20 protein-coding genes are annotated in these 25,331 nt (G+C 72.2%); 11 read left to right on the top strand and 9 right to left on the bottom strand.

The window, feature by feature from the left end:
* Nucleotides 1-38 precede the first annotated feature (38 nt).
* The 4 genes from ABZW17_RS17380 to lgt are packed head-to-tail and all read left to right on the top strand — an operon-like array spanning nt 39 to nt 4,863.
* Nucleotides 39-1,466, top strand: coding sequence for an APC family permease (locus tag ABZW17_RS17380; protein WP_354814430.1), 1,428 nt, complete (start codon nt 39-41; stop codon nt 1,464-1,466).
* Entirely contained in the window at nt 1,463-2,587 is a 1,125-nt protein-coding gene (locus tag ABZW17_RS17375) for an amidohydrolase family protein (RefSeq protein ID WP_354814429.1), read from the top strand. The genes ABZW17_RS17380 and ABZW17_RS17375 overlap by 4 nt, the downstream gene beginning before the upstream one ends.
* Complete coding sequence (locus ABZW17_RS17370; RefSeq protein ID WP_354814427.1) at nt 2,584-3,753, top strand: amidohydrolase; 1,170 nt, start codon at nt 2,584-2,586, stop codon at nt 3,751-3,753. Before ABZW17_RS17375 ends, ABZW17_RS17370 begins: the two co-directional genes overlap by 4 nt.
* A gap of 18 nt (nt 3,754-3,771) precedes the next feature.
* Complete coding sequence (gene lgt / locus ABZW17_RS17365; protein ID WP_354814425.1) at nt 3,772-4,863, top strand: prolipoprotein diacylglyceryl transferase; 1,092 nt, start codon at nt 3,772-3,774, stop codon at nt 4,861-4,863.
* A 117-nt stretch (nt 4,864-4,980) separates the two neighbouring features.
* Here the strand turns inward: lgt and ABZW17_RS17360 are convergent, their stop codons facing one another.
* Nucleotides 4,981-5,766: an SDR family oxidoreductase gene (locus tag ABZW17_RS17360; RefSeq protein ID WP_354814423.1), complete on the bottom strand. Its 786-nt coding sequence runs from the start codon at nt 5,764-5,766 to the stop codon at nt 4,981-4,983.
* A gap of 301 nt (nt 5,767-6,067) precedes the next feature.
* Here ABZW17_RS17360 and gltB point away from each other — a divergent pair, with 301 nt between their 5' ends.
* The 3 genes from gltB to ABZW17_RS17345 all read left to right on the top strand — a co-directional run bounded on the left by gltB (nt 6,068) and on the right by ABZW17_RS17345 (nt 13,181).
* Nucleotides 6,068-10,621, top strand: a complete 4,554-nt coding sequence (gene gltB, locus ABZW17_RS17355) for a glutamate synthase large subunit (protein WP_354814421.1) — start codon at nt 6,068-6,070, stop codon at nt 10,619-10,621.
* Nucleotides 10,614-12,122, top strand: coding sequence for a glutamate synthase subunit beta (locus ABZW17_RS17350; RefSeq protein ID WP_354814419.1), 1,509 nt, complete (start codon nt 10,614-10,616; stop codon nt 12,120-12,122). Before gltB ends, ABZW17_RS17350 begins: the two co-directional genes overlap by 8 nt.
* Before the next feature lie 177 nt (nt 12,123-12,299).
* On the top strand, nt 12,300-13,181 hold the full coding sequence (locus ABZW17_RS17345) for a peptidase (protein ID WP_354814417.1): 882 nt from the start codon (nt 12,300-12,302) through the stop codon (nt 13,179-13,181).
* A 52-nt stretch (nt 13,182-13,233) separates the two neighbouring features.
* Here the strand turns inward: ABZW17_RS17345 and ABZW17_RS17340 are convergent, their stop codons facing one another.
* Complete coding sequence (locus ABZW17_RS17340) at nt 13,234-13,830, bottom strand: hypothetical protein (RefSeq protein WP_354814415.1); 597 nt, start codon at nt 13,828-13,830, stop codon at nt 13,234-13,236.
* A gap of 24 nt (nt 13,831-13,854) precedes the next feature.
* On the opposite strand from ABZW17_RS17340, the gene ABZW17_RS17335 reads away from it, so the two are divergent.
* Nucleotides 13,855-15,246 carry a class II 3-deoxy-7-phosphoheptulonate synthase gene (locus ABZW17_RS17335; protein ID WP_354814413.1) on the top strand — a complete coding sequence of 464 codons (1,392 nt, stop codon included), beginning with the start codon at nt 13,855-13,857 and terminating at the stop codon, nt 15,244-15,246.
* 45 nt (nt 15,247-15,291) lie between these two features.
* On the opposite strand, the gene ABZW17_RS17330 is transcribed toward ABZW17_RS17335, so the two are convergent.
* The 5 genes from ABZW17_RS17330 to pknB all read right to left on the bottom strand — a co-directional run bounded on the left by ABZW17_RS17330 (nt 15,292) and on the right by pknB (nt 21,414).
* Nucleotides 15,292-16,608 (bottom strand): wax ester/triacylglycerol synthase family O-acyltransferase, encoded by a 1,317-nt coding sequence (locus ABZW17_RS17330; protein ID WP_354814411.1) that lies wholly within the window; start codon nt 16,606-16,608, stop codon nt 15,292-15,294.
* A 186-nt stretch (nt 16,609-16,794) separates the two neighbouring features.
* Nucleotides 16,795-17,499 (bottom strand): hypothetical protein, encoded by a 705-nt coding sequence (locus ABZW17_RS17325; RefSeq protein WP_354814409.1) that lies wholly within the window; start codon nt 17,497-17,499, stop codon nt 16,795-16,797.
* Between the two features lie 138 nt (nt 17,500-17,637).
* Complete coding sequence (locus ABZW17_RS17320; RefSeq protein ID WP_354814407.1) at nt 17,638-19,143, bottom strand: SPFH domain-containing protein; 1,506 nt, start codon at nt 19,141-19,143, stop codon at nt 17,638-17,640.
* A 55-nt stretch (nt 19,144-19,198) separates the two neighbouring features.
* Nucleotides 19,199-19,408 carry a hypothetical protein gene (locus ABZW17_RS17315; protein WP_354814405.1) on the bottom strand — a complete coding sequence of 70 codons (210 nt, stop codon included), beginning with the start codon at nt 19,406-19,408 and terminating at the stop codon, nt 19,199-19,201.
* Complete coding sequence (pknB, locus tag ABZW17_RS17310) at nt 19,405-21,414, bottom strand: Stk1 family PASTA domain-containing Ser/Thr kinase (protein ID WP_354814403.1); 2,010 nt, start codon at nt 21,412-21,414, stop codon at nt 19,405-19,407. Before pknB ends, ABZW17_RS17315 begins: the two co-directional genes overlap by 4 nt.
* A 103-nt stretch (nt 21,415-21,517) precedes the next feature.
* Here pknB and ABZW17_RS17305 point away from each other — a divergent pair, with 103 nt between their 5' ends.
* From ABZW17_RS17305 to ABZW17_RS17295, 3 genes are all read left to right on the top strand, one after another.
* Nucleotides 21,518-21,886, top strand: a complete 369-nt coding sequence (locus tag ABZW17_RS17305) for an Rv2175c family DNA-binding protein (RefSeq protein WP_354814401.1) — start codon at nt 21,518-21,520, stop codon at nt 21,884-21,886.
* A gap of 142 nt (nt 21,887-22,028) precedes the next feature.
* Nucleotides 22,029-22,244 (top strand): hypothetical protein, encoded by a 216-nt coding sequence (locus ABZW17_RS17300; RefSeq protein ID WP_354814399.1) that lies wholly within the window; start codon nt 22,029-22,031, stop codon nt 22,242-22,244.
* Nucleotides 22,245-22,372: 128 nt separating this feature from the next.
* Nucleotides 22,373-22,993 (top strand): hypothetical protein, encoded by a 621-nt coding sequence (locus tag ABZW17_RS17295; protein WP_354814397.1) that lies wholly within the window; start codon nt 22,373-22,375, stop codon nt 22,991-22,993.
* Between the two features lie 34 nt (nt 22,994-23,027).
* Here the strand turns inward: ABZW17_RS17295 and ABZW17_RS17290 are convergent, their stop codons facing one another.
* Nucleotides 23,028-23,807, bottom strand: a complete 780-nt coding sequence (locus tag ABZW17_RS17290) for an LLM class F420-dependent oxidoreductase (protein WP_354814395.1) — start codon at nt 23,805-23,807, stop codon at nt 23,028-23,030.
* Nucleotides 23,808-23,845: 38 nt separating this feature from the next.
* Nucleotides 23,846-25,330, bottom strand: coding sequence for a phytoene desaturase family protein (crtI, locus tag ABZW17_RS17285; RefSeq protein ID WP_354814393.1), 1,485 nt, complete (start codon nt 25,328-25,330; stop codon nt 23,846-23,848).
* Nucleotide 25,331: the final 1 nt, after the last annotated feature.

The following is a 25,331-nucleotide window of genomic DNA, read 5'->3' as shown; positions in this document are numbered from 1 at the left end:
GTTCACTGGTTCTTCGCCTGAAGAATGAGGTGAAGATCGTGTCAGACACCGTCGAAACCCGTCCAGGTCTGCGCCGCTCCCTTTCGGTCTGGCAGGCCGTCGGCCTGTCCGTGGCGCTGATGGCCCCGAGCATGGCCGCCAACATCAACCCCCAGCAGACCGCGGCCGCCGCCGGCCGCGCCGTGCCGCTCGCCTTCCTGCTCTCGGCGGTCGGCGTCCTGCTGGTCGCGTACGGTTTCGTGAAGCTCTGTCAGCACTACCAGCACGCCGGATCGGTGTACGCCTTCGTCGGCGCGACCCTCGGCCCGCGCGCGGGCGTGGTCTCCGGCATCGGTCTCCTCGGGACGTACACGTTCTACGCCGTCGTCACCAGCTCGGCCGCGGGCACGCTGGGCACCGCTTTCCTGACGCAGGTGGGCCTCTGGCCGGATCCGCCGTCCTGGGGGCCGTTCGTGCTGACGGCCGTCGCGCTGATCGGCGCGTGGCTGCTGTCCGTGCTGCCCGCCCGCCGCGGCACGAGCACCCTGCTCGCCGTCGAAGGCGCGACGATCGCGGTGATCCTGCTGGTCACCGTCGTCATCCTGGTCCGCCTGCTCGCGGGCGGCGCCCCCGGCGGCGCGCGGTTCACGATGACCGTCTTCGTGCCGGAAACCGGGCTGTCCGGGGTGTTCCTCGGTGCGGTCTTCGGGTTCCTGTCCTTCGCCGGGTTCGAAGCCGCGGCGACACTCGGCGAGGAAACCCACGACCCGAAGCGCAACATCCCACGCGCGATCCTCGGCACGGCGATCTTCGGCGGCCTCTACTTCGTGGTGGTGACGGCGGTCGAGATGATGGCGTTCGGCGGCGACGCGGGCGCGTTCCACGACTCGCCGTCCCTGCTGGGCGACCTCGGCAGCCGGTACGCGGGCGCGTGGGTCGGCGACGTCATCAGCGTCGGCGCGGCGATCAGCGCGTTCGGCTGCTGCCTGGCCTGCGTCGTCGGCGGTTCGCGGCTGCTCTACGCGCTGGGCCGCGACGCCGGGGTCGGTCTCGGCCGGACGTCCTCGCGCGGCACACCGGTGGCGGCGGTCGGCGCGGTGACGGGCGCGGCGGCCCTGATCATCCTGGTGTGCGCGCTGTTCTTCGGCGCGACGGCGTCGGACACCTTCGCGTGGAGCGGTTCGATCGGGACGCTGATCCTCCTGGTGATCTACCTGCTCACGACGGCCGGCGCGATCCTGCTGCTGTTCGTCAAGCGCCGCATGCGCGTGCCGGCCTGGCACCTGGTGTTCCCGGTCGGTGCGCTCGCCGTGCTCGGGTACACGGTGTACGTCAACGTGGTGCCGTACCCGGCCGACGGCCCGGCGCGGTGGTTCCCGGTGGTGGCCGCGGCGGTGCTGGTGCTCGCGGTGATCTTCGTGCTGTCCGCGCCTGCCTACGCTCGTAGGGTGGGGGAGAGGCTCGGCACGGTGGACGGAGGCGCATGACCGGTTTGCTCCCGTTCGTCGCGGACCTGCCGCTGGTGGACCACCACTGCCACGGCGTCGGCACCGCGGACGTGTCCCGGGCGGACTTCGAAGGGATGCTGACCGAAGCGGACACGACGTCGCCGCTCGGTACGAGCCTGTTCGACTCGCTCATCGGCTTGGCCGTACGCGAACGCTGCGCGCCCGTGCTCGGCCTGCCGAAGCACGCCCCGGCCGAGGTCTACCTGCAGCGCCGCGCGGAACTGGGCGCGGCCGAGGTGGCCCGGCGGTTCCTGCGGGCCACCGGCACGACCGACTTCCTGCTGGACGGCGGGTTCCGGCCGGACGCGCTGACCACGACCGCGGAGTTCGCCGGGCTGGCGGGCACCCGCGCGCACGACGTCGTCCGGCTGGAACAGGTCGCCGAAGCGGTGATCGGCGGGACCACCGCGGCCGGGTTCGCCGCCGCTTTCGCCGACGAGCTGGGGAAACGCGCCGAGACGGCCGTCGGGCTCAAGTCGATCGCGGCCTACCGCGTCGGCCTGGACCTGGCGGGGGAGCGGCCGTCGCGGCCGGCGGTCGAAGCCGCCGCCGGGCGCTGGCTGGCCGCGGGCGGCGGCCGCCTGGCCGACGAGGTGCTGCACCGGCACCTCGTGTTCACCGGGCTCGACCTCGGTCTGCCGGTGCAGTTCCACGTCGGCTACGGAGACGCCGACGTCGACCTGCACCGCTGCGACCCGCTGCTGCTCACCGGGCTGCTGCGGGCGACCCGCGGCAGCGGGGTGCCGATCCTGCTGCTGCACAACTACCCGTACCACCGCCACGCCGCGTATCTGGCGCAGGTCTTCGGGCACGTGTTCGTCGACGCCGGGCTCATCACGCACAACGCGGGCTTCCGGGCGCCGGCCGTGCTGGCCGAGCTCCTGGAGCTCGCGCCGTTCGGGAAGGTGCTCTTCTCCACCGACGCCTTCGGCCTGGCCGAGCTGTACCACCTGGGCACGGCCCTGTTCCGGCAGGGCCTGTCGGACTTCCTGCGCGCCGCTTTGGCGGCCGACGCGATGTCCGAAAAGGACGCCGTCCGGCTGTGTGCTTTGGTGGGGCACGAGAACGCGAAGAGGATCTACCGCTTGGAGCACGTGTGAGTGATCTGTGGACCCGGTGGACGCAGGCGATCGCCGACGAACTGCCCGCCGCCGTCGAGCTCCGGCACGCCGTGCACGCCGACCCCCGCGGGTCCGGCGACGAGGAGGACACCGCCCGCCTGGTCGTCGACGCGCTCGGGGCCGGCGAGGGCACCCGCGTCGCCAAGACCGGCCGCGCCGTCCTGCTGCCCGGGGAAGCGGGCCCGGCCGTGGCGCTGCGGGCCGAGCTCGACGCCCTGCCGGTGCTGGAGGGCACCGGCGTGCCGTGGGCGTCGGGGAACGAGTTCATGCACGCGTGCGGCCACGACGTCCACCTCGCCGCGCTGGTCGCGGCCGGCCGCGCGGCGGTCCGCGTGGGCGTGCCGCGGCCGATCCTGGCGCTGCTGCAGCCGCGGGAGGAGACGTCCCCGCCCGGCGCGCTCGACGTCGTCGAGTCCGGGGTGCTGGCCGAGCACGGCGTGGACACGGTGATCGGCGCGCACGTCCAGCCGCGGATCGCGCACGGCGTCGTCTCGGCGGTGCCGGGGCCGGTGAACGCCTCCACCGACGAGTTCGAGGTCACCATGCACGGCCAGGGCGGCCACGCCGGCTACCCGCACCTGCTGCGCGATCCGATCCTGGCGCTGTCGCAGCTGGTCGTGAGCCTGCAGCAGCTCGCGTCCCGCCGGATCGACCCGGTGTTCGGCGCGGTCTGCTCGATCGGGCGGATCCAGGGCGGCGCGGCGGCCAACGTCGTGCCCAACAGCGCGAGCGCGTTCGGCTCGCTGCGTCTGATGTGCGCGAAGGACCGCGAGCGGGCCCTGGAGACGCTTTCCGACATCGTGCACGGCACCGCACGCGCCCACGGCTGCACGGCCGAGCTGGAGATCAGCCCGTGCGAGCCGGTCCTCGACAACGACGCCGCGCTGGCCTCGGGCGCGCAGCAGTGGCTGCGGCACGCGGGGTTCACCGTCGACGACCAGTTCCGGTCCTTCGGCGCGGACGACTTCGCCCACTACTGCGGCGGCGGCACCCGCGGGCTGATGATGTTCGTCGGCCTCGGCGACACCGCGGGCGTGCCGAGCCTGCACGACGAGCGCTTCCTGCCGCGTGACCAAGCCGTCACCCAGGTCGCGCACGCGCTGGTGGCGGGGTACCTGGCCGCCTTGGATGCTCCGGTGCCTTAGCGCTACGGTGGCCGCGTGATGAGCGCCTTTCTCGCGACGATCCCCAGCCCCGACCGCGGCGTCTGGCACCTGGGACCGATCCCGCTCCGCGCGTACGCCCTGTGCATCATCGCCGGCATCATCGTGGCGATCTGGTGGGGCGAGCGGCGCTGGATCGCCCGCGGCGGCACCAAGGGCACGGTGATCGACATCGCGGTGTTCGCGGTGCCGTTCGGCCTGGTCGGCGGCCGGTTGTACCACGTGATCACCGACCCCGAGCTGTACTTCACCGAGGGCCGCAACCCGTGGAACGCGTTCGCGATCTGGGACGGCGGCCTCGGCATCTGGGGCGCGATCGCCCTCGGCGCGGTGGGCGCGCTCATCGCCTGCCGCCGCAAGGGCATCCCGCTGCCGGCGATGGCGGACGCGGTCGCCCCGGGCATCGTCGTGGCGCAGGCGATCGGCCGCATCGGCAACTACTTCAACCAGGAGCTGTACGGCGCGCACACGGACCTGCCGTGGGGGCTCGAGGTCTACCAGCGCTTCAACCCGGAGGACCCGGACAACCTGCTGAACGGCGTCGCGACGGGGCACATCCCGCTGCCGGAGAGCCCGGTGCACCCGACGTTCCTGTACGAGCTGATCTGGAACCTGCTGGTCGCGCTGCTGGTGGTGTGGGCGGACCGCCGCTTCAAGCTCGGCCACGGCCGCGTGTTCGCGCTGTACGTGGCGGGCTACACGGTCGGCCGCGGCTGGATCGAGATGATGCGGACCGACACGGCGAACCACATCCTCGGGCTGCGGGTGAACGTGTGGACGTCGATCCTGCTGTTCCTGGGCGCGATGGCGTACTTCGTCGTCGCCGCGAAGCGGGGACCGCGGGAGGCACCGGAGCTGCTGGCGGGCAAGGACGCGGTCCCGGCCGAGGTGGCTTCGTCGGAAGCGCTCTCGGAGGACGGCGAGCCGGAGCACGCGAAGGTCGCAGCGTCGCCGGAGGCGGCCTCGGCGGAGGCGGCTTCGGAGGGCGCCGACCCGGAGCACGTCAAGGTGGCGGCGGAACCGGCTGCCGCGGAGAAGCCTGTTGCCGCGGAGGCGCCGGCCGAGGAGCCGAAGAAGACCGACGAGAGCTGAGTGCGCTTTCGGAAGGCCGCCGCCGGGACTCCTGGTGGCGGCCTTCTTCGTGCGCGGGGCTGGGGCGCCGCCCCCCGGTTTCCACGCTACCGGAGGGCACCGACAGTTTCGGGCGGCTCAGAGGTCCGGCAGGCCCAGCTCCAGGTTCGGTGTCTGCAACCCGCCGTCGACCTCGAGGATCTTGCCCGTGATGTAGCCGCCGGCCCGGGAGGCCAGGAACACCACCGTGGCCGCGATGTCCTCCGCCTCGCCGATCTTCGCCAGCGGCGTTGCGGCCTCCATCTTGGCGCGGAGCTCCGGGTTGCCCACCACGATCTCCAGCGCCGACGTCGCCACCGAGCCCACCGAGATCGCGTTCACCCGGGCGCGGGGCGCCAGGTCCGCCGCCGCCAGGCGGGTGTAGTGGGCCAGGGCTGCCTTCGCCGTTCCGTACGCCGCGAAGCCGCGGCCTGAGACGCGGCCCATCACCGACGAGATGTTGACCACCGAGCCGCCCGTCTCCACCAGGGACGGGGCCGCCGCCACCGTCAGGGCGTGGGCCGTCGCCACGTTGAAGCGGAACGCTTCCTCCATGAACTCGACGGAGCTCTCCAGCAACGGCCGCGGGTAGGTGCCGCCGACGTTGTTGACCACCAGGTCGAGCCGGCCGAACTCCGAGACCGCCGTCGCCGCCAGTGCCGCCGCCGCTTCGGGGGAGGACAGGTCCACCGGCACCGGGATCGCGCGCCGGCCGGCCGCCGCAACGCGGGCGGCGACCTCGTCCAGCTGGGCCGCGGTGCGGGAGGCGATCACGACGTCGGCGCCCGCTTCGGCGAGGGCCACGGCGGTGGCCGCGCCGATTCCGCGCCCTGCTCCGGTGACCACCGCCGCCTGGTCGGTGAGCTTGAACCGATCGAGGATCATGCGGCGAAATGTAACACGTTCTAGTGACCGCGGACACACGGCTTCGATCACGTCACGTTGGGCTTGACCGGCGTTTCCGGGCCGTATACTTAGCCGAGCGAACTACCGGGAACCCATCAGGAACTATGTCGTTCCGCGCAGCCAGATCGTTACCGTCCGACGCCGTTCGGGGCGCTCCGACGGGCTGCTGGCGTGTTTCCCAGGTGTTAAAGTCGCGCTAACAAGCGGGCCATCGTCGTCCCGTGCGCTCCCCGGCCGGTAGCCCGGCCCCGCACGACAAGACGACGAAGGAGGTCCCTTCATGATCTTCTCCGCCATTCCCGGCAAGCAGGGTCTCTACGATCCGGAGACCGAACAGGACTCCTGCGGTGTGGCCATGGTGGCCGACATCCGCGGGCGCCGCTCCCACGGCATCGTCACCGACGGCCTGGCCGCGCTGACCAACCTCGACCACCGCGGCGCCGCGGGCGCCGAACCCACCAGCGGCGACGGCGCCGGCATCCTGCTGCAGCTGCCCGACACGCTGCTGCGGGCCGAAGCCGGCTTCGCGCTGCCCGAACCCGACGACCAAGGCCACCACACCTACGCCGCCGGCATCGCCTTCCTGCCGCAGGACGACGAGGAACGCCGCAAGGCCGTGGGGCTGGCCGAACGCATCGCCGTCGAAGAGGGCCTGGAGGTCCTCGGCTGGCGTGTGGTCCCGGTCGACGCCGACCGGGCCGACATCGGCCCCACCGCCCGCTCGGTCATGCCGCACTTCGCCATGCTTTTCGTCACCGGCGACGGAAAATCCGGCCTGGAGCTGGACCGCTTGGCGTTCTGCCTGCGCAAGCGCGTCGAGCACGAAAGCGTCACCGCCGGCTGCGGCACGTACTTCCCGTCCCTGTCCTCCCGGACGCTCGTCTACAAGGGCATGGTGACGCCGGAGCAGCTGCCCGCGTTCTTCGCCGACCTGCGCGACGAACGCCTGGAAAGCGCCATCGCGCTGGTGCACTCCCGCTTCTCCACCAACACCTTCCCGTCGTGGCCGCTCGCCCACCCGTTCCGGTTCGTCGCCCACAACGGGGAAATCAACACCATCCGCGGCAACCGCAACCGCATGCGGGCCCGCGAGGCGCTGCTGGAATCCGACGTCCTCACCGGCGACCTGAGCAGGCTGTTCCCGATCTGCTCGCCGGACGCGTCGGACTCGGCGTCCTTCGACGAGGTCCTCGAGCTGCTGCACCTGGGCGGCCGGTCGCTGCCGCACGCGGTGCTGATGATGATCCCGGAGGCGTGGGAGAACCACGCCACCATGAAGCCCGAGCGCCGCGCGTTCTACCAGTTCCACGCGAGCCTGATGGAGCCGTGGGACGGCCCCGCGTGCGTCACCTTCACCGACGGCAGCCTGGTCGGCGCGGTCCTGGACCGCAACGGCCTGCGCCCGGCGCGCTGGTGGCGCACGGCCGACGACCGCGTCGTCCTGGCCAGCGAGGCCGGCGTCCTGGACGTCGCGGCGAAGGACGTCGTCGCCAAGGGGCGGCTCAAGCCCGGCAAGATGTTCCTGGTCGACACCGAGGCCGGCCGGATCGTGGACGACGAAGAGGTCAAGTCCGCCCTGGCCGCCGAGCTGCCCTACGACTCGTGGCTGCACGCGGGCCTGCTCAAGATCGCCGAGCTGCCCGACCGCGACCACGTCGTGCAGAGCCACGACTCCGTGCTGCGCCGCCAGCTTTCCTTCGGCTACACCGAAGAGGAGCTCAAGATCCTGCTCGCGCCGATGGCCGAGAAGGGCGCCGAGCCGATCGGCTCGATGGGCTCGGACACCCCGCCCGCGGTGCTGTCGCAGCGGTCGCGGCTGCTGTACGACTACTTCAAGCAGAACTTCGCCCAGGTCACGAACCCGCCGCTGGACGCGATCCGCGAAGAGCTCGTCACCTGCATGGCGCGGATCATGGGCCCGGAGCGCAACCTCCTGGCCCCCGGCCCGGCGTCGTGCCGCCACCTGAAGCTGCCGTACCCGGTCATCGACAACGACGAGCTCGCCAAGCTCATCCACATCAACGACGACGGCGACCTCCCCGGCTTCGCCTGCAGTGTCCTTTCCGGACTGTACGAAGTGGACGGCGGCGCCGAGGCGCTGGCCGGCGCGATCGAGCGCGTGCGCCGCGAGGCGTCCGAGGCGATCGCGGCCGGCGCGCGCACGCTCGTGCTGTCCGACCGCGACTCCGACCACCGGATGGCGCCGATCCCGTCGCTGCTGCTGGTCGCCGCGGTGCACCACCACCTGGTCCGCACCAAGGAACGCCTGCGCGTCGCGCTCGTCGTCGAATCCGGCGACGCGCGCGAGGTGCACCACATCGCGCTGCTGCTCGGCTACGGCGCCGCCGCGGTCAACCCGTACCTGGCCTTCGAGACCATCGAGGACATGATCGGCCAGGGCGCGGTCACCGGCATCGAGGCGGGCAAGGCGATCCGCAACTACGTGCAGGCGCTGGTCAAGGGCGTCCTGAAGATCATGTCCAAGATGGGCATCTCGACGGTCGGCGCGTACACCGCCGCCCAGGTCTTCGAGTCCCTCGGCCTGAGCCAGGACCTGCTCGACGAGTACTTCACCGGGACGTCGTCGAAGCTCGGCGGCGTCGGCCTGACCGTGCTCGCCGAAGAGGTCGCCGTCCGGCACCGCCGCGCGTACCCGGACAACCCGACCGAGCGTGTCCACCGTGGACTCGACACCGGCGGCGAGTACGCCTACCGCCGCGAGGGCGAGCTGCACCTGTTCACGCCGGAGACGGTGTTCCTGCTGCAGCACGCGTCCAAGACCGGCCGCGACGAGGTGTACCGCAAGTACACCGACGAGGTGCACCGCCTCTACCGCGAAGGCGGCACGCTGCGCGGCCTGTTCTCGTTCAAGAACGGCGTCCGCGAGCCGGCACCGCTGGACGAGGTCGAGCCCGCCGAGGCGATCTTCAAGCGCTTCAACACCGGCGCGATGTCGTACGGCTCGATTTCGGCCGAGGCGCACGAAACCCTGGCCATCGCGATGAACCGCATCGGCGGCCGGTCGAACACCGGTGAGGGTGGCGAAGACCCCGAGCGCCTCTACGACCCCGAGCGCCGCAGCGCGATCAAGCAGGTCGCGAGTGGACGGTTCGGCGTCACCAGCGAGTACCTGGTGAACGCCGACGACATCCAGATCAAGATGGCGCAGGGTGCGAAGCCCGGTGAAGGCGGCCAGCTGCCGCCGAACAAGGTGTACCCGTGGATCGCGCGCACCCGGCACTCGACGCCGGGCGTCGGCCTCATTTCGCCGCCGCCGCACCACGACATCTACTCCATCGAGGACCTGGCCCAGCTGATCCACGACCTCAAGAACGCCAACGAGCACGCCCGCATCCACGTGAAGCTGGTGTCCTCGCTCGGTGTCGGCACGGTCGCGGCGGGCGTGTCCAAGGCGCACGCGGACGTCGTGCTCATCTCGGGCCACGACGGCGGCACCGGCGCGTCCCCGATGAACTCGCTCAAGCACGCGGGCACACCGTGGGAGATCGGCCTCGCCGAGACCCAGCAGACGTTGCTGCTCAACGGGTTGCGCGACCGGATCACCGTGCAGGTCGACGGCGCGATGAAGACCGGCCGCGACGTCGTCATCGCGGCGCTGCTCGGCGCCGAGGAGTACGGCTTCGCGACGGCGCCGCTCGTCGTCGCGGGCTGCATCATGATGCGCGTCTGCCACCTCGACACCTGCCCGGTCGGCGTCGCCACGCAGAGCCCCGAGCTCCGCAAGCGCTACACCGGCCAGGTCGAGCACGTCGTCAACTTCTTCAAGTTCATCGCCGAAGAAGTCCGGGAAACGCTGGCAGCGCTGGGCTTCCGCACGCTCGACGAGGCCATCGGCCACGCCGAGCTGCTGAACACCGACGAGGCCGTCGACCATTGGAAGGCGTCCGGTCTGGACCTGGCGCCGATCTTCGAGATGCCGCAGGAGACACCGTACGGCGGCGCGAAGCGGCGCACCCGGGGCCAGGACCACGGCCTCGAGCACGCCCTGGACCGCACGCTCATCCAGCTCGCCGAGGCGGCCCTGGAAGACGCGCACCATGTGAACATCGAGCTGCCGGTGCGCAACGTCAACCGGACCGTCGGCACGCTGCTCGGGTCGGAGATCACCCGCCGCTACGGCGGCGAAGGGCTGCCCGAGGGCACGATCAACGTCACGCTCACCGGTTCGGCGGGCCAGTCGCTCGGCGCGTTCCTGCCGCGCGGCATCACCCTCGACATGGTCGGCGACGCGAACGACTACGTCGGCAAGGGCCTGTCCGGCGGCCGGATCGTCGTCCGGCCCGACCCGGACGCGGCCTTCGCCGCCGAGGCGCAGACGATCGCGGGCAACACGATCGCCTACGGCGCCACCGGCGGCGAGATCTTCCTGCGCGGCCAGGTCGGCGAACGCTTCTGCGTCCGCAACTCCGGCGCCACGGTCGTCGCCGAGGGTGTCGGCGACCACGCCTTCGAGTACATGACCGGCGGCCGCGCGGTGGTGCTCGGCCCGACCGGGCGCAACCTGGCGGCCGGCATGTCCGGCGGCATCGCCTTCGTCCTCGACGTCGACCGCAAGAAGGTCAACCAGGACATGGTGGACCTGCTGCGCCCGACCGCCGACGACCTGGCGTGGCTGAAGAAAACCGTGCACCAGCACTACGATCTCACCCGCTCCGCGGTGGCGGCCTCGCTGCTCGGCGACTGGCCGCGCCGCTCGGCGGCGTTCACGAAGGTGATGCCGCGCGACTACCAGCGGGTCCTGGACGCGGCGAAGGCGGCGCGCGCCGCCGGCCGCGACGTCGACGAAGCGATCATGGAGGCCGCTCGTGGCTGACCCGACCGGTTTCCTGAAGTTCGAACGCGAAGAGCCCGCGAAGAAGTCCCACGAGGAACGGCTTTCCTCGTGGGGTGAGGTCTACGCGGACGTCGATCCCGGCGAGCGCAACGAAAAGGTCCGCAAGCAGGCGTCACGCTGCATGGACTGCGGCATCCCGTTCTGCCACTCCGGTGGTTCCGGCTGCCCGCTGGGCAATCTCATTCCGGAGTGGAACGACCTCGTCCGCCGCGGCGACTGGGCGGCGGCGAGCGACCGGCTGCACGCGACCAACAACTTCCCCGAGTTCACCGGGAAGCTGTGCCCGGCGCCGTGCGAGGCGGGCTGCGTGCTGTCGATCTCGCCGATGTCGGGCGGGCCGGTCGCGATCAAGCGCGTCGAGCAGACGATCGCCGACCAGTCCTGGGAAGCGGGCTACGTCCAGCCGCAGGTGTCCGAAGTGTCCAGTGGCCGCCGGGTGGCGGTCGTGGGCTCCGGCCCGGCCGGGCTCGCGGCCGCGCAGCAGCTGACCCGCGCCGGCCACGAGGTCACGGTGTACGAGCGCGACGACCGCCTCGGCGGCCTGCTGCGGTACGGCATCCCCGAGTTCAAGATGGAGAAGAAGGTCCTCGACCGCCGCCTGGCGCAGCTGCGCAAGGAGGGCACCCGGTTCGTGACGGGCTGCGAGGTCGGCGTCGACCTGTCGGTGGAAGACCTGCGCGCCCAGTACGACGCGGTGGTCCTGGCGGTCGGCGCGCTGCGCGGCCGCGACGACACGACGACCCCGGGCCGTGAGCTCGCGGGTGTCCACCTGGCGATGGAGCACCTGGTCCCGGCCAACAAGTACGTGGAGGGCGACGGCCCCCCGGCGATCGACGCCCGCGGCAAGCACGTGGTGATCATCGGCGGCGGCGACACCGGAGCGGACTCCTACGGAACGGCCACCCGCCAGGGCGCGCTGTCGGTGACGCAGCTCGACCAGTATCCGATGCCGCCGTCCGCGCGCGACGACGAGCGATCGCCGTGGCCGACGTGGCCGTACATCCTGCGCACGTACGCGGCGCACGAAGAAGCGGGCGAGCGCAAGTTCGCGGTGGCGGTCCGCCGGTTCGTGGGGTCCGAAGAAGGCCGCGTGACGGCGGTGGAGCTGCAGCAGGTCCGCGTCCAGAAGGACCCGGCGACGGGCCGCCGCGAGGTCATCCCGGTGAACGACGAGGTGGAGACGGTGCCGGCGGACCTGGTGCTGCTGGCGATCGGCTTCGAGGGCGTGGAGGAGATGCCGCTGCTCGGCGGGCTCGGCCTGTCGTTGACCCGCCGCGGGACGCTGTCGTGCGGCGCGGACTGGCAGACGGAGACACCGGGCGTGTTCGTCTGCGGCGACGCGCACCGGGGAGCTTCGCTGGTGGTGTGGGCGATCGCGGAGGGCCGTTCGGTGGCCAACGCGGTGGACACGTACCTGACGGGCGCGTCGGACCTGCCGGCGCCGGTGCACCCGACGGCGTTGCCGCTCGCGGTCGTCTGATCCGTTTCGCTCGAAGGCCCCCTCGCCGCCGGTGAGGGGGCCTTCGCCGTCGGTGATACGTCGAACGGTGGCCGCCGATCCCGCCGGACGGCGGCTGTGCGGTGTGTACGCGGCCAACTACTTTCGAGACGTTGTGTCGCCTTTGCGACGATTCACTTCTCCGGAAGGTGGGGCGTCTTGAAGCACACGAAAGCCGCGGTGATCACCGCCGTCCTCTCCCTCGCGTTCGCCCTGGCCGGTGCGCCCGCCCAGGCCGCGCCGAAACCCTTCTGGACGCCCGATGCCATGCGGGCGGCCGTCCCCATGGACTCCCTCGTCAAAGCGCCGGTCGCGACGCCCGAGGAGGTGGCCGAAGGCCGGAGCGTGATCATCCGGAGCATCCCGAACGGCGGCGGCGCCTGGACCGGCGGCGGCAAGGTCGCCCAGACCGCCGGGCGCGTTTTCTTCCTCTTCAACGGCCAGAAAGCGTCCTGCTCCGGCGACGCCGTCACCAGCATCAACGGCAGCGTCGTCGTCACCGCCGGGCACTGCGTGAAGTACCAGGGCAGCCGCCACACCCAGTGGGTCTTCGTGCCCGGCTACGACAACGGCAACGCCCCCTACGGCCAGTGGTCCGCCCGGGCCACGCTCAGCACGACGCAGTGGGAAGCCAGCGAGGACATCAACTACGACGTCGGCATGGCCGTCGTCAACCCACTGAACAACCAGCGGCTCACCGACGTCGTCGGTGCGCAGGGGATCGCCTTCAACCAGCCGAAGAACCAGAACATGTACACCTTCGGCTACCCGGCCGCGGCGCCCTACGACGGGACCAAGCTGATCTACTGCAGCGGCACCACCTTCACCGACTTCCTGCTCACCAAGGACCACGGCATGAGCTGCACCATGACCGGCGGCTCCAGCGGCGGCCCGTGGTTCCTGTCCTTCAACGAAAGCACCGGCACCGGCGTGCAGGCTTCGGTGAACAGCTTCGGCTACAACTTCCTGCCCGGCTACATGTTCGGGCCGTACTTCGGCGCCGACGTGCAGAACCTGTACAACCGCGCGCAAGCCGCGTGACCGCGCGTCAGCCCAGGGCGGAGTCCGGGAAGACGCCTGCTGATCCCCGGGGTCAGGTCAAGGCGGTGAGCAGCGCCCAGTAGCCGCCACCGCCGACGACGACCCCCATCAGGAGGCCGGCGAGTACCTCCGGGGTGGTGTGGTCGCGCAGCGCGACGCGCGACCACGCCACCCAGGCGACCGGCAGCGCCAGTAGCAGGGCCCACGGGCCGTACGTCAGGGTGAGCACCACGACCGCGGCCGACGCGACCGCGGCGTGCAGGGAGATCTTGAACTTCGCGCCGAACGTGATCGCCACCGCGACCACCAGGCTGGCCAGCATCGACGCCGCGAGGGCGATCAGCTGCGCGGGCGCGCCGCCGGCGAGCAGCACGGCGAACCCGAGGCCCAGCGACACCCCGGCGGCCAGCAGCGGGACCCGGCGCCCGGCCCGGTTCGTCACGTGGTGGCCGTCCCACCTGCCGCGTTTCGCGCCGCGGACGATCACCGCCATCGGGATCAGCGAGCCGGTGACGGAGATCAGGAGCCCCCAGCCCAGCGCGGGCAGCGGCCGGTGGCCCGTGGCGGCCCAGGCGACGGCGAGGGGCAGTGTGAGGACCCACACCCAGGGGGCCAGGACCTCGGTGGCCAACCGGGCGAAGCGCGACACGGGGCGAACCTTATCCTGGTCTTCGTGAACTGGACTGTGGACGTCCCCGTCGACACACTGCCCGAGCTGCCGCCGCTGCCGTCCGAACTGCGTGAGCGGCTCGACCGGGCGCTGTCGCTCCCGGCCGCGCAGCAGCCCGAGTGGCCCGACCCCGAGGCGACCCGGCGGGTCCGCGGCGTGCTCGAGAGCGTGCCGCCGATCACCGTCCCGGCCGAGATCGACCGGCTGAAGGGCCGGCTGGCGATGGTCGCCCGCGGCGAAGCATTCCTCCTGCAGGGCGGCGACTGCGCGGAGACGTTCGAGTCCAACACCGAGCCGCACATCCGGGCCAACCTGCGCACGCTGCTGCAGATGGCCGTCGTGCTCACCTACGGCGCCAGCCTGCCGGTGGTCAAGGTCGGCCGCATCGCCGGCCAGTACGCGAAGCCGCGTTCGGCCGCGACCGACGCGCTGGGCCTGCCGGTGTACCGCGGCGACATCATCAACTCGCTCGTCGCCAAGCCCGAGCTGCGCGTGCCGGACCCGGGCCGGATGATCCGCGCCTACGCGAACGCGGGTGCGGCGATGAACCTGGTCCGCGCCCTCACCGCGGCCGGCATGGCCGACCTGCACCAGGTGCACGACTGGAACAAGGACTTCGTGTCGGCCTCGCCCGCGGCGCAGCGCTTCGAGTCGCTGGCCAACGAGATCGACCGCGGCCTGCGGTTCATGAGCGCCTGCGGTGTCACCGACACGTCGCTGCAGTCCACCGAGATCTTCGCCAGCCACGAGGCGCTGCTGCTCGACTACGAGCGCTCGATGCTGCGGCTCGACCAGGCCGACGCGGCCGACCCGAAGCTCTACAACCTCTCGTCGCACTTCCTCTGGATCGGCGAGCGGACCCGCCAGCTGGACGGCGCGCACATCGCGTTCGCCGAACTGCTGGCCAACCCGATCGGGTTGAAGATCGGCCCGACGACCACGCCGGAGCAGGCCCTGGAGTACGTCGAGCGGCTCGACCCGCGCAACGAGCCGGGCCGGCTGACGCTCATCGCGCGGATGGGCAACGGCAAGGTCCGCGAGGTGCTGCCGGCGATCGTGGAGAAGGTCGAGGCGTCCGGGCACAAGGTCATCTGGCAGTGCGACCCGATGCACGGCAACACCCACGAGTCGTCCACCGGCTACAAGACCCGCCACTTCGACCGGATCGTCGACGAGGTCCAGGGCTTCTTCGAGGTGCACAACAAGCTGGGCACCTACCCGGGCGGCATCCACGTGGAGCTGACCGGCGAGGACGTCACCGAGTGCCTGGGCGGCGCCCAGGAGATCTCGGACGTCGACCTGTCCGGCCGCTACGAGACGGCCTGCGACCCGCGGCTGAACACGCAGCAGTCGCTGGAGCTGGCGTTCCTGGTCGCGGAGATGCTGCGCGGCTGAGCCCGGCCGTCGGGCCGCCCGGGGGCTGATCCGGGCGGCCGCCGGTCAGGAAGCGTCGAGCAGCCGGGCCGCCGACTTCAGCACCGCGTCCCGCAGCGAGCCGACGTCCGGCACCGCCGCGCCGTTGACCTGAAGACCGACGTGGACGGAGTCGCGGTAGGTCGCGACCGCGATGCCGACCGCGTGGCGCGGCGCCAGCGGCACGAACGGGTACACCTCCGCCAGCCGGGCGCCGTCCAGCGACAGCCGGGCGGGCGGCACCGGGACCGTCGTGATCACCAGGTCGAACAGCATCGGCGCGGCCCGGCCGGCGGTGCGCGTGCCCAGGCGGTGCAGCAGCGGCGGGACGCGGTCGGCGAGCAGCGGCAGCGCGCCGGCGCCCCGGCTCGGGCCGGCCGCCTTGTTGCGGGTCATCGCCCGGCGGACCACGCGCAGCCGCTCGACCGGGTCGTCCTCGCCGACCGGCAGGTCGCACAGGTAGCCGGAAAGCTTGTTGCCGCCGAGCTGGCCGGGCGCGCGCCCGCGCACGCTGACCGGGATCAGCGCGCGCAGCGTGCGGCCGTCCGCGCGCTGCCCGCGGTTCACCAGCCACTCGCGCAGCGCGCCCGAAAGCACCGCCAGCACGACGTCGTTGGTCGTGCCGCCGTGCGCGCGGCGCACCCGGCGCAGCTCGGTCAGCGGCAGCCGCACGAACCCGAGGCGCCGCTGGGCGGACGGCGGGGCCGACACCGGGGACAGCGGCGGGCGCGCGGCCCGCACCACCGACGACGCGATCCCGGCGGTCTCGTTCGCCTGGTCCCAGACCGTGCCGAGCGCGCCCTTCACCGTGTCCAATGTGGAGCGCGGGGCCGGGATCGGGCGGGCCGGCGCGGGAATCCGGTCCGGCCGTCCGGCGCCGTCGAGCAGCCCGGCCGCGACCGCGTACGCCCCGGCGCCGTCGGTCAGCGCGTGGTGCAGTTTCAGCAGCAGCGCGAACTTTCCGTCCGGCAGCCCGGTGACGAGGGTCAGCTGCCACAGCGGCCGGGAGGTGTCGAGCGGCTCGGCGATCCAGCGCGACGCGTACGCCGAAAGGGGGTCCGGTTCGTACAGTGAGCTCAACACGACGTGGTGAATGTGGTCGCTCGCAACAAAACCCGGGTCGTCGGCCCAGCTGGCCGAGCCGGGCGGGAACAGCTCCGCGCGCGCCCGCTGGCGCAGCTTCGGCAGCCGGGCGGCCCGCTGCGCGAGCAGGGCCGTCAGCGCGGCGGGATCGACCGGGCCGCGGGCGGTGAAGGTGACCACCGCCCCCATGTGCATCGGGGAGGTTTCGCTTTCCAGGCAAAGAAAAGCGACGTCGAGTGCGCTGAGCGGCGAGCCTGCCATGGGCGACCTTTCCGGGTTCGCGGTGGGGCGCACGGCCTCGTGCGTCGGAAGGGAGGAACTCACTGCACCAGCCCGACATGACGGCCGGGTGGTCGAAGTGTTTCCACGACGCTAACTACCGACCCCGTTCATCCATTCGAGATACCCCGGGCCACGGTGCCCGGGCTCACAGATCACGAAGGAAATTCACTCGCTCGGTGCCGGCCGGGGTTCCTCTTCGGCCCGCTCGGCGGGCGTCCCCCAGTCGGGGGTGAGCGCGACCTGCTTGCCGACGCGGCGCACCGGCAGCCCGTTCACCTGCCGCCTGCCGAGACCCGGCCAGATCTCCGCGGCGTCCTTCGCCGCGGCCCGGATCGCGCCGCCGTCGAGCGTCGTCCGGGTTTCCGGGATGTCCCGGTCCGTCCACTGCACGACGACCTTCAGCGGACCGGCCGGGGGCAGCGGCCACAGGAAGATCTCGTGGTCGACGGCGAACCGCGTCCCGCCGACCGGCTGGGCGCGCAGCACCGGGGCCTCCGGCTCGGACGCGGACGGCACCGAGATCGTCTCGGAGCTCGCCCGGCTGCCGTCGGCGAAGAGCACGCCGACGAGCAGCCCGTTGTAGTCGGGTTTGCGCCGGTGGTCGATCAGCCCCTCGGCGGGGTCGTCCACCAGGCTGTCCCGGGAGAACACCGTGACGCGCAGTGTCAGCGCCTGCGGCCACACCTCGATGGCCCGCAGCGCGACCACCGTGCGCTCGGCGCGGCCCAGCGGCTGCGCCCACGGCAGCACCGCCGGGACGATGTACTCGCGCGGGGGGTCGGTCCAGTGCCGTCCGTTGAACGCGTAAAGCTCCTGCTCCGGAACGGGGAACAGGGGACGCTCACGGGGACCGCCGGTGAAGAAGCTCATCGGACGGCCCGCGACGCACGGTCCGGCACCATGGGCCCACGGTAGGACAAGCGAGCGGGAATTTCCGCCCCCGAACGGGGGTACGGCCCCCGCGACCCGTGATCCGGGCCACAGAGGCCGTACACCCAGCGTGAGCGATCAGTCGCTCAGTTTCAGTTCGCCGTTCTTCCGGGCGGGCTCGTCGAGCTCCTTCTCGGGCGGCTTGCCCATGGCGTCCATCAGCTGCCGGGCCAGGCCGAGGCCGGTCCCGCCGAGCGACAGCGCCTTGGCGAACATGTCCGACATGCCGTCGGCGCCGTTGAGCACCACCATGTGGTCGACGTTGCCGAACGCGCTCGCGCCCGCCTCGACGATCTCCGGCCAGCGCTCGGCCAGCTGCTGCGCGACGACGGCTTCCTGGTTCTCCGCCAGCGCCGCCGCGCGCGCCTTGATCGCGTCCGCCTCGGCGAGGCCCCTCGCGCGGGCCGCTTCGGCTTCGGCGAGGCCGCGCGCCTTCGCGGCTTCGGCCTCCGCGAGACCGCGGGCCTTGGCCGCGGCGGCCTCGGCCTCACCGGTCGCCCGGGTCGCGCCGGCCATCGCCTCGGCCCGCGCCTTGGTGGCCTGGGCCTCGGCCTCGGCGGCCGTCTTGACGCGGGTCGCGTCCGCCGCGGCCCGCAGCTCGGTCTCCTTCGCCTCGGCCTGGGCCTTGGCGATGGAGGCGTCACGGGCGGCGTCGGCCGTCGTGCGCGTGTCGTAAGCCTTCGCGTCGGCCGGCTTGCGGACCTGGGACTGCAGCCGCTGCTCGGCCAGCGCGGCCTCCAGCTCGGCGGCGCGGGTCTCCTGGACGACGACCTCCTGGCGCGCCGTCGCCTCGGCGAGCGGCCCGGACTGCGACGCCTTGGCGCGCGCCTGGTCCACTTCGGCCTGGTAGCCGGCCTGCTGGATCTGGCTTTCGCGCACGGCGGCGGCCTTCTTCGCGGCGGAGACCTGCTCGACCTCGGCGGCCTCCTGGTCCCGCTGCGCCTCGGCGATGCGGGCCGACGCGGCGATCGCGGCGGCGTGCGGCTTGCCCAGGTTGTTGATGTAGCCGGACTCGTCGTCGATCTCCTGGATCTGCAGCGAGTCGACGATCAGGCCGAGCTTGATCATCTCGGTGGCCGAGGACTGGCGCACCTCGCCGGTGAGCGCGTCCCGGTTGTGGATCATCTCCTCGATGGTCAGCCCGCCCACGATCGAGCGCAGGTGCCCGGAGAACAGTTCGTGGATGGTGTCGTTCATGCCCTTCTGCTGGTCGAGGAACCGGCGGGCGGCGTTGGCGATGGAGGCGTAGTCGTCCCCGACCTTGTAGATGACGACGGCCCGCACGGTGACCGGCAGCCCCTGCTTGGTGACGCAGGAGACCTGCAGGTTGACGCCCCGGGTGTCCAGCGACAGCCGCCGCGCGGTCTGGAACCCGGGGATGACGTTCACCCCGCGGCCGGTGATGATCTTGAAGCCCAGGCTGTCCGCGGTCTCCGCCCGGTCGACGCGCACGCCGAGCCCGGAGATGATCAGCGCCTCGTTCGGCTCGGCGACCTTGTAGAGCAACCGCAGGATCCCGAAGACGACGATCAGCACGGCGATGACGCCACCGGCCGAGACCAGCAGGATTTCGACGAGACTCATGGCACCGACCCCCTCGCTTTTCTGTTGTGGGTGTGTTGGTGCCTCTTCGACGCCGTCAGCGGGTCAGGGGTTGCCACCGTTCCACATAAACCGTCCGGGGCGGCTCGAAGTCCACCACCAGCACCTGCGTCCCCGACGTGAACGTCTCCTCCGGGTTCACCGGGTACGCGTAGAACGCCTCCGTGCCGCCGCGGACGTTGAGCAGTACCTCGCCGATGAGGCCGGGGCCGATCGTGCCGGTCACGCGGCCTCGGCTGCCGATCATCCCCCGAAGCCCTTCAGCTTGACCTTGCTGCCCTTCTGCACGAACGTGCCCGGCTGCGGGTCCTGCTGGAAGACGAAGTCGAACCCGCCGCCGTTGCCGCGGCCGCGGCCGCCGTCGCGGTCGGCCTTGAGGCCGGCCTGCTCCAGGAGCTTCTGGGCGTCGTCGAACGAGCGGAACCGGACGTCCGGCACCTGGACGGCGTTGTTGACGAACACGCCGATCCGCTTGGCCTTCGGCTGCGCGTTGGCCGGCGGGTCGGTGCGGGTGACCGCGCCGCCCGGGACGTCCTGGCGGAACTCCTCACCCGCCTGGAACGGCTCGAACCCGGCCTGCTGCAGCAGCTGGAACGCCTCGTCCTTGGACCGGCCGGCGACGTCCGGAACCGGCGGCAGCGGGATCGGGCCCTTCGACACGATGATCGTGACCTGGCCGCCGATGGTCAGCTGGCTGCCCGCCGACGGCGACGTGCGGATGACCGCGCCCTGCGGGACGTCGGCGTCGAAGTCGTCGGTTCCGCGGACCGGCGTCAGCTGGGCCGCCTTGATCGCCTGCTCGGCGTCGGCCGGCGCGGTGCCCGGCCGGATGTCCGGCACCGCCGGGCGGCCCTTCGAGAGCACCACCGACACGTTCGCGTTCGGCGACAGCGTCGTGCCCTCCGCCGGGTCGGCGCGCAGCACCGTGTTCGACGGGACCGTGTTGTCGTACTCCTGGCTGAACTGCGGGTTCAGCTTCACCGCGCGCAGCGCGTCGCCGGCCGCGGCCTGGTTCAGGCCGACCAGGTGCGGCACCCGCGCGGTCTTGTCGCCGCCGGTGTCGGTCAGGATGAACGCGAACGCCCCGATCAGCCCGCCGAGCAGCAGCACTCCGGCGACGATCCCCAGCAGCAGCTTCCGGTTGCCCGCCGGCTTCTTCGCCGGCTCCGGCTCCGGCCGGCTCCGCCGCCGGGGCTGCTGCGGCGGCGGCGCCACCGGCGACGCGATCTGGCTCAGCGCCCGCGTCGCGTTCGGGCGGTGCACCGGCATGGTCTGCTGGGTGTCGGGCACCTGCGGGATCCGCGGCAGCGTGCGCTCGGTGTCGGCGAGGTCGCCCTGGCCGTGGGACACCGGGATCGGCACGGTCACCGGCAGCAGCCCCAGCTGGGCGCGCACGGCCGTCAGCTCGGTGAGGAACTCCCCGGCGTCGGCCGGGCGCAGCTGCGGGTCACGCCGCGTCGCGCGCACGACGAGGTCGTCGAGGGCCGGCGGCAGGTCCGGGCGCAGCTCGCTCGGGCGCGGCACGTCGTCGTTCACGTGCCGGTACGCCACCGAGATGGCCGTGTCGCCGGTGTAGGGCACCTGGCCGGTGAGCATTTCGTAGAGCAGGATCCCGGCCGAGTAGACGTCGCCGCGCGCGGACGCCGCGCCGGTGGCGACCTGCTCGGGGGAGAGGTAGGCGACCGTGCCGAGGATGACGCTCGAGGAGGTCGTGCCCGCGCTCGCCACGGCCCGCACCAGGCCGAAGTCCGCGACCTTCACCGCCCCGCCGGTCTGCTGCCCGACCCGGCCGATCAGCACGTTCTCCGGCTTGACGTCCCGGTGCACCAGGCCGGAGCGGTGCGCGACAGCCAGCGCCGACAGCACGGGTTCGGCCACGCTCAGCGCCAGCGCGACCTCCAGCGGGCCGCGGTCGTCCAGCAGGTCGCGCAGGGTGCCGCCGTCGACCAGCTCCATCACCAGGAACGCCAGGCCCGACTCCGCGCCCTGCGGCAGGTCGAAGCCCTGGTCGTGCACCGCCACGACGTGCGGGTGGTGCAGCTGCGCCGCGGACTGCGCCTCCCGGACGAACCGGTCCACGAACGACCGGTCGTCCGCGAACCGCGGGTCCATGATCTTGATCGCGACCGGACGGTCCAGCCGGGTGTCCGTCCCCCGGTAGACGGAAGACATTCCGCCGTGGGCGAGCAGCCGGTCCACCCGGTAGCGCCGCTCCAGGAGCGTGCCGACCAGGCTGGGTTGGGTGCGTGTCACGAGTATGGATCGTACGGAACCGCGCACGCCTCGTGGAGGAGACCTGGCGGGTCACCCGTGCGCACTAGCGGGTGGGGGGACGGAATGTGGCACAGTGTCACCTGTGAGTGGGATTCCTGTCGCCGAAGACATCCTCGACACCGCCATCGCGGTCCTCCCGTTGACGGAGGTGGCGGCCGTCCTCGGGACTTCGGCCAACAAGGTGCGGCAGATGCTGCGCGACGGGCAGCTGATCGCGCTGAAGCGCGGCGGCGAACTGTGCGTGCCCGGCGATTTCTTCGTCAAGGACGGCGTGGTCAAGGGCCTGACCGGAACGATCACCGTGCTCGCCGACTCCGGGTTCAGCCGCACGGAGATGCTGCGCTGGCTGTTCACCGCCGACGACACGCTGCCCGGCAGCACCCCCATCAACGCGCTGCGCACCAGCCACGGCACCGAGGTCAAGCGGCGCGCCCAGGCCATGGCGTTCTGACCTGCGGAAACAGCTCTCCGCGGCGGTCTGAAGGGCTGCCGCGGTGATCAGGTGCGCCGTCAGGGACCCGGCGGCCAGCGCTGGGCCGTCCGCCGGGCCACGCAGGTGGGTCGCGCCCAGCGACGGGTAACACACGGTGACCATGCCGATGCCGACGCAGGGGATCGTCGAGGCGACGGTCGCCCGCCGCAGCGGCGCGTTGTGGACCAGGCCCCCACGCGACCGGGATCGCCGCGGCGACCAGCGCGACGGCGACCACGATCCCGGCCGCCCCGCCGAGCAGCCCGGCCGGGCCGGTCCCGGCGATCGCGGGCAGCTGCGCGACGCGGGAGCGGGTCGCGCATCGGGCCGGTCGTGACGCACTGAGGTCGTCCGGCCTGCCGACCCGGGTCTTTCGGCCTGTTTTCGTCGCGGAGGGTAATGAACCGTCCGAAGGTCACGACGTCGCGGGAGAACCCGTCGGCAAGACCCGAAACGAGAACCCGCATGACCTTCCCCGCCTCGCAGCCGCCCGTGACCCCGAAGAAGCACCCCAAGTGGCCCTGGGTCACCGCGGGGCTGGCGGCCTTCGTCCTCATCGGCTCGATCTCGGCCACCGCCGATCCCGCGCCGACCCTCACGGCCGGCGGGACCCCGGCCGGGACCGCCACGGCCGCACCGGTCACCACCACGGACCCCGCTGTCGCCGCCGCGGAGAGTTCCGCCGCGAAAGCGAGCCTGGAAGCGGACAAGAGCCGTTCTTCGGAGTCCGCGCGTCAGGAATCGGAGGCGGCGGCCAGCTCCTCGGCTGCGGCCGAGGAGCAGCGCAAGGCGGACGAGGAAGCCGAGCGCAAAGCGAACCAGATCGTCTACAGCGTCACGACGACCGGGCCGGGGATCTCGATGATCACCTACGCGAAGCCCGGCTTCACCATCTCTCAGGAGACCAGCGTCCGCGGGAAGAAGTGGTCGAAAACCGTCGAAGCGGACGGCGACACGACGGGCATCAACATGAACGCGCAGAACTCGGGTGGCGGCACGATCACCTGCCGGATCAGCCGCGGCAACGGCACTGTCGTGTCGGAGAACAGCAGCTCGGGCGCGTACGCCGTCGTCAGCTGCGGCTGAAGGTGGCCGGGGGCGGGCCCCGGCCACCGCCGGCTCAGCCCTGGGTCTTCTCGCGCCAGGCGATCCACTTCTCGAGTGCGCCCAGGTCGTAGTCCGGGCCGCCCACGCCGACCGTGAACGTCGTGACGCCCAGCTCCAGCAGCTGCGGGCCCAGCTCGTCCGGCTCGCCCTGGACGCCGCACGAACGCTCGATCTCGCCCGGGTCGCGGCCGACGTCCGCGCAGTGCTGGTCGAGGATCTTGACCTTGCGGCCGACGACCTCCGGGTCGCCGAAGCCGTGCCAGATGTCGCCGTGCTTCGCGACGAGCTTCAGCGTCTTCTTCTCGCCGCCGCCGCCGATCAGGACCGGGATCTTGCGGGTCGGGGCCGGGTTCAGCTTGGCCAGGCGGGACTCGATGCGCGGCAGCGACTCCGCCAGGTCGTCGAGGCGGCCGCCGGCCGTGCCGAACTCGTAGCCGTACTCGTCGTAGTCCTTCTCGAACCAGCCGGAGCCGATGCCGAGGATGAGCCGGCCGCCGGAGATGTGGTCGACCGTGCGGGCCATGTCGGCGAGCAGTTCGGGGTTGCGGTAGCTGTTGCAGGTGACCAGCGCGCCGATCTCGACCCGGGACGTCGACTCGGCCCACGCGCCGAGCATCGTCCAGCACTCGAAGTGCATGCCGTCGGGGTCGCCGTAGAGCGGGTAGAAGTGGTCCCAGTTGAAGATGATGTCGGCCCCGAGGTCTTCGGCGGCCGACGCGGTGCGCCGGATGCTGTCGTAGTCGGCGTGCTGCGGCTGGAGCTGCAGGCCGATCCGGATGCGTCGTTCGGTCATGATCGCAGCCTACGACCGCCGTCGAACCTCCCGCGCGCTCAGGCGGAAGGCTGCCGGCCGGTGATCCGCGCCGCCGCCAGCCGTCCCGAGATCAGCACCGGCGGGATGCCGACGCCGGGGGTGGTGCCGCAGCCGGCCAGCACGACGTTGCCCGCCGCGCGGACCAGGTTCGCCGGGCGGAACGGGCCCGTCTGGGCGAACGTGTGCGCCAGCGAGAACGGCGTCCCGGCGGTGAGCCCGCGCGCCGCCCAGTCCGCCGGGGTGATCGTCTCGTCGACGGCGAACTCGTCGCCGAAACCGGTCAGCCCGCGGGCCTCGAGCGTCCGGAGCAGTTCCTCGCGGTACGGCCCGCGGACGCGGTCCCAGTCGATCGGCCCGCGCCGCAGGTTCGGGGCGGGCGCGAGCACCGAGACGATCTCGCCGCCGCGCCCGGCCAGCCCCGGGTCGGTCGCCGTCGGCCGGGTGACCAGCAGCGACGGGTCGCTCATCAGCTTGCCCTCGCGGATGATCTCGGCGAACGTCCGCTCCCAGGCCCCGCCGAAGAAGATCGTGTGGTGGCCGAGGTCCCAGGCCTTCGGAGCACGCCCGTGCAGCACCACGGCGGACGGCGAGTAGCGCAGCGGCAGCGGACGGCGGGGCCGCGCGCCGAGGAGCCGGTAGGCCGTGCCCAGCTCGGTGGCCAGCACGACGGCGTCGCACGCGATCCGCTCGCCCGAGCGCGTCCGGACCGCACGGACCCGCGAATTCACCCGTTCGAGCCAGGCGGCTTCGGTGCCGAACCGCACGTCCGCGCCCGCCCGCGCGGCGGCCCCGGTCATCGCCCGGCCGATCTCGCCCATCCCGCCTTCGGGGTAGTAGACGCCCCCGACGGTGTCCATGTACGCGATGACGCCGTACGCGCCGATCGCGCGGGCCGGGTCGAGGCCCGCGTAGAGCGCCTGGAACGTGAACAGCCGCCGGACCCGCTCGTCGAGCAGGTAGCGGCCGACGCGCGGGCCGAGCCGCCCGAAGCCGCCCAACGCGGCGAGGCGGGCCAGCTCGGGGCGGGCCAGGTCGAGCGGCGAGTCGAAGTTCGCCGCCAGGAAGTGGTCCCGCTGCACGGCGTACAGCTCGGACAGCCAGCGCCGCAGCGCCCGGTAACCCGCCGCCTCACGGCCGCCCGCGAAGGCGCGGACCTCGGCTTCCATCGCGTCGCCGTCGGTGTGCAGCGCCAGTTCCGAGCCGTCGGCGAACCGCGCCCGGTACGCCGGGTCGAGCCGGGTCAGGCGCAGGTTCTTGGCCAGCGGCTCGCCGACCGCGGCGAACGCCTCTTCCAGCAGCTCCGGCATGGTGAGCACGCTGGCGCCGGTGTCCACGGCGTTGCCGTCGAAGCTCTGCTGCCCGGCCCGGCCGCCCGGGACGTCCGCCTGCTCCAGCAGCGTGACCTGCCGCCCGGCGCCGAGCAGGTGCAGCGTCGCCGAAAGCCCGGCCAGGCCCGCGCCGATGACGACGACGTGGTCGGCCGGCCCGTCCAGCGTGCGCACG

Source organism: Amycolatopsis sp. NPDC004625 (assembly GCF_040609695.1).
Lineage (GTDB): Bacteria > Actinomycetota > Actinomycetes > Mycobacteriales > Pseudonocardiaceae > Amycolatopsis.
The sequence above is the reverse complement of the archived record's forward strand: the minus strand, read 5'-3'. Positions and strand labels throughout refer to the sequence as shown.

Bases quoted from the DNA above. Each gene is read 5' to 3' on its own strand.
- ABZW17_RS17375 (WP_354814429.1), top strand. From the start codon at position 1,463: ATGACCGGTTTGCTCCCGTTCGTCGCGGACCTGCCGCTGGTGGACCAC.
- lgt (WP_354814425.1), top strand. From the start codon at position 3,772: ATGAGCGCCTTTCTCGCGACGATCCCCAGCCCCGACCGCGGCGTCTGG.
- ABZW17_RS17360 (WP_354814423.1), bottom strand. From the start codon at position 5,766: ATGATCCTCGATCGGTTCAAGCTCACCGACCAGGCGGCGGTGGTCACC.
- gltB (WP_354814421.1), top strand. From the start codon at position 6,068: ATGATCTTCTCCGCCATTCCCGGCAAGCAGGGTCTCTACGATCCGGAG.
- ABZW17_RS17330 (WP_354814411.1), bottom strand. From the start codon at position 16,608: ATGGCAGGCTCGCCGCTCAGCGCACTCGACGTCGCTTTTCTTTGCCTG.
- ABZW17_RS17325 (WP_354814409.1), bottom strand. From the start codon at position 17,499: ATGAGCTTCTTCACCGGCGGTCCCCGTGAGCGTCCCCTGTTCCCCGTT.
- ABZW17_RS17320 (WP_354814407.1), bottom strand. From the start codon at position 19,143: ATGAGTCTCGTCGAAATCCTGCTGGTCTCGGCCGGTGGCGTCATCGCC.
- ABZW17_RS17315 (WP_354814405.1), bottom strand. From the start codon at position 19,408: ATGATCGGCAGCCGAGGCCGCGTGACCGGCACGATCGGCCCCGGCCTC.
- ABZW17_RS17300 (WP_354814399.1), top strand. From the start codon at position 22,029: ATGCCGATGCCGACGCAGGGGATCGTCGAGGCGACGGTCGCCCGCCGC.
- ABZW17_RS17295 (WP_354814397.1), top strand. From the start codon at position 22,373: ATGACCTTCCCCGCCTCGCAGCCGCCCGTGACCCCGAAGAAGCACCCC.
- ABZW17_RS17290 (WP_354814395.1), bottom strand. From the start codon at position 23,807: ATGACCGAACGACGCATCCGGATCGGCCTGCAGCTCCAGCCGCAGCAC.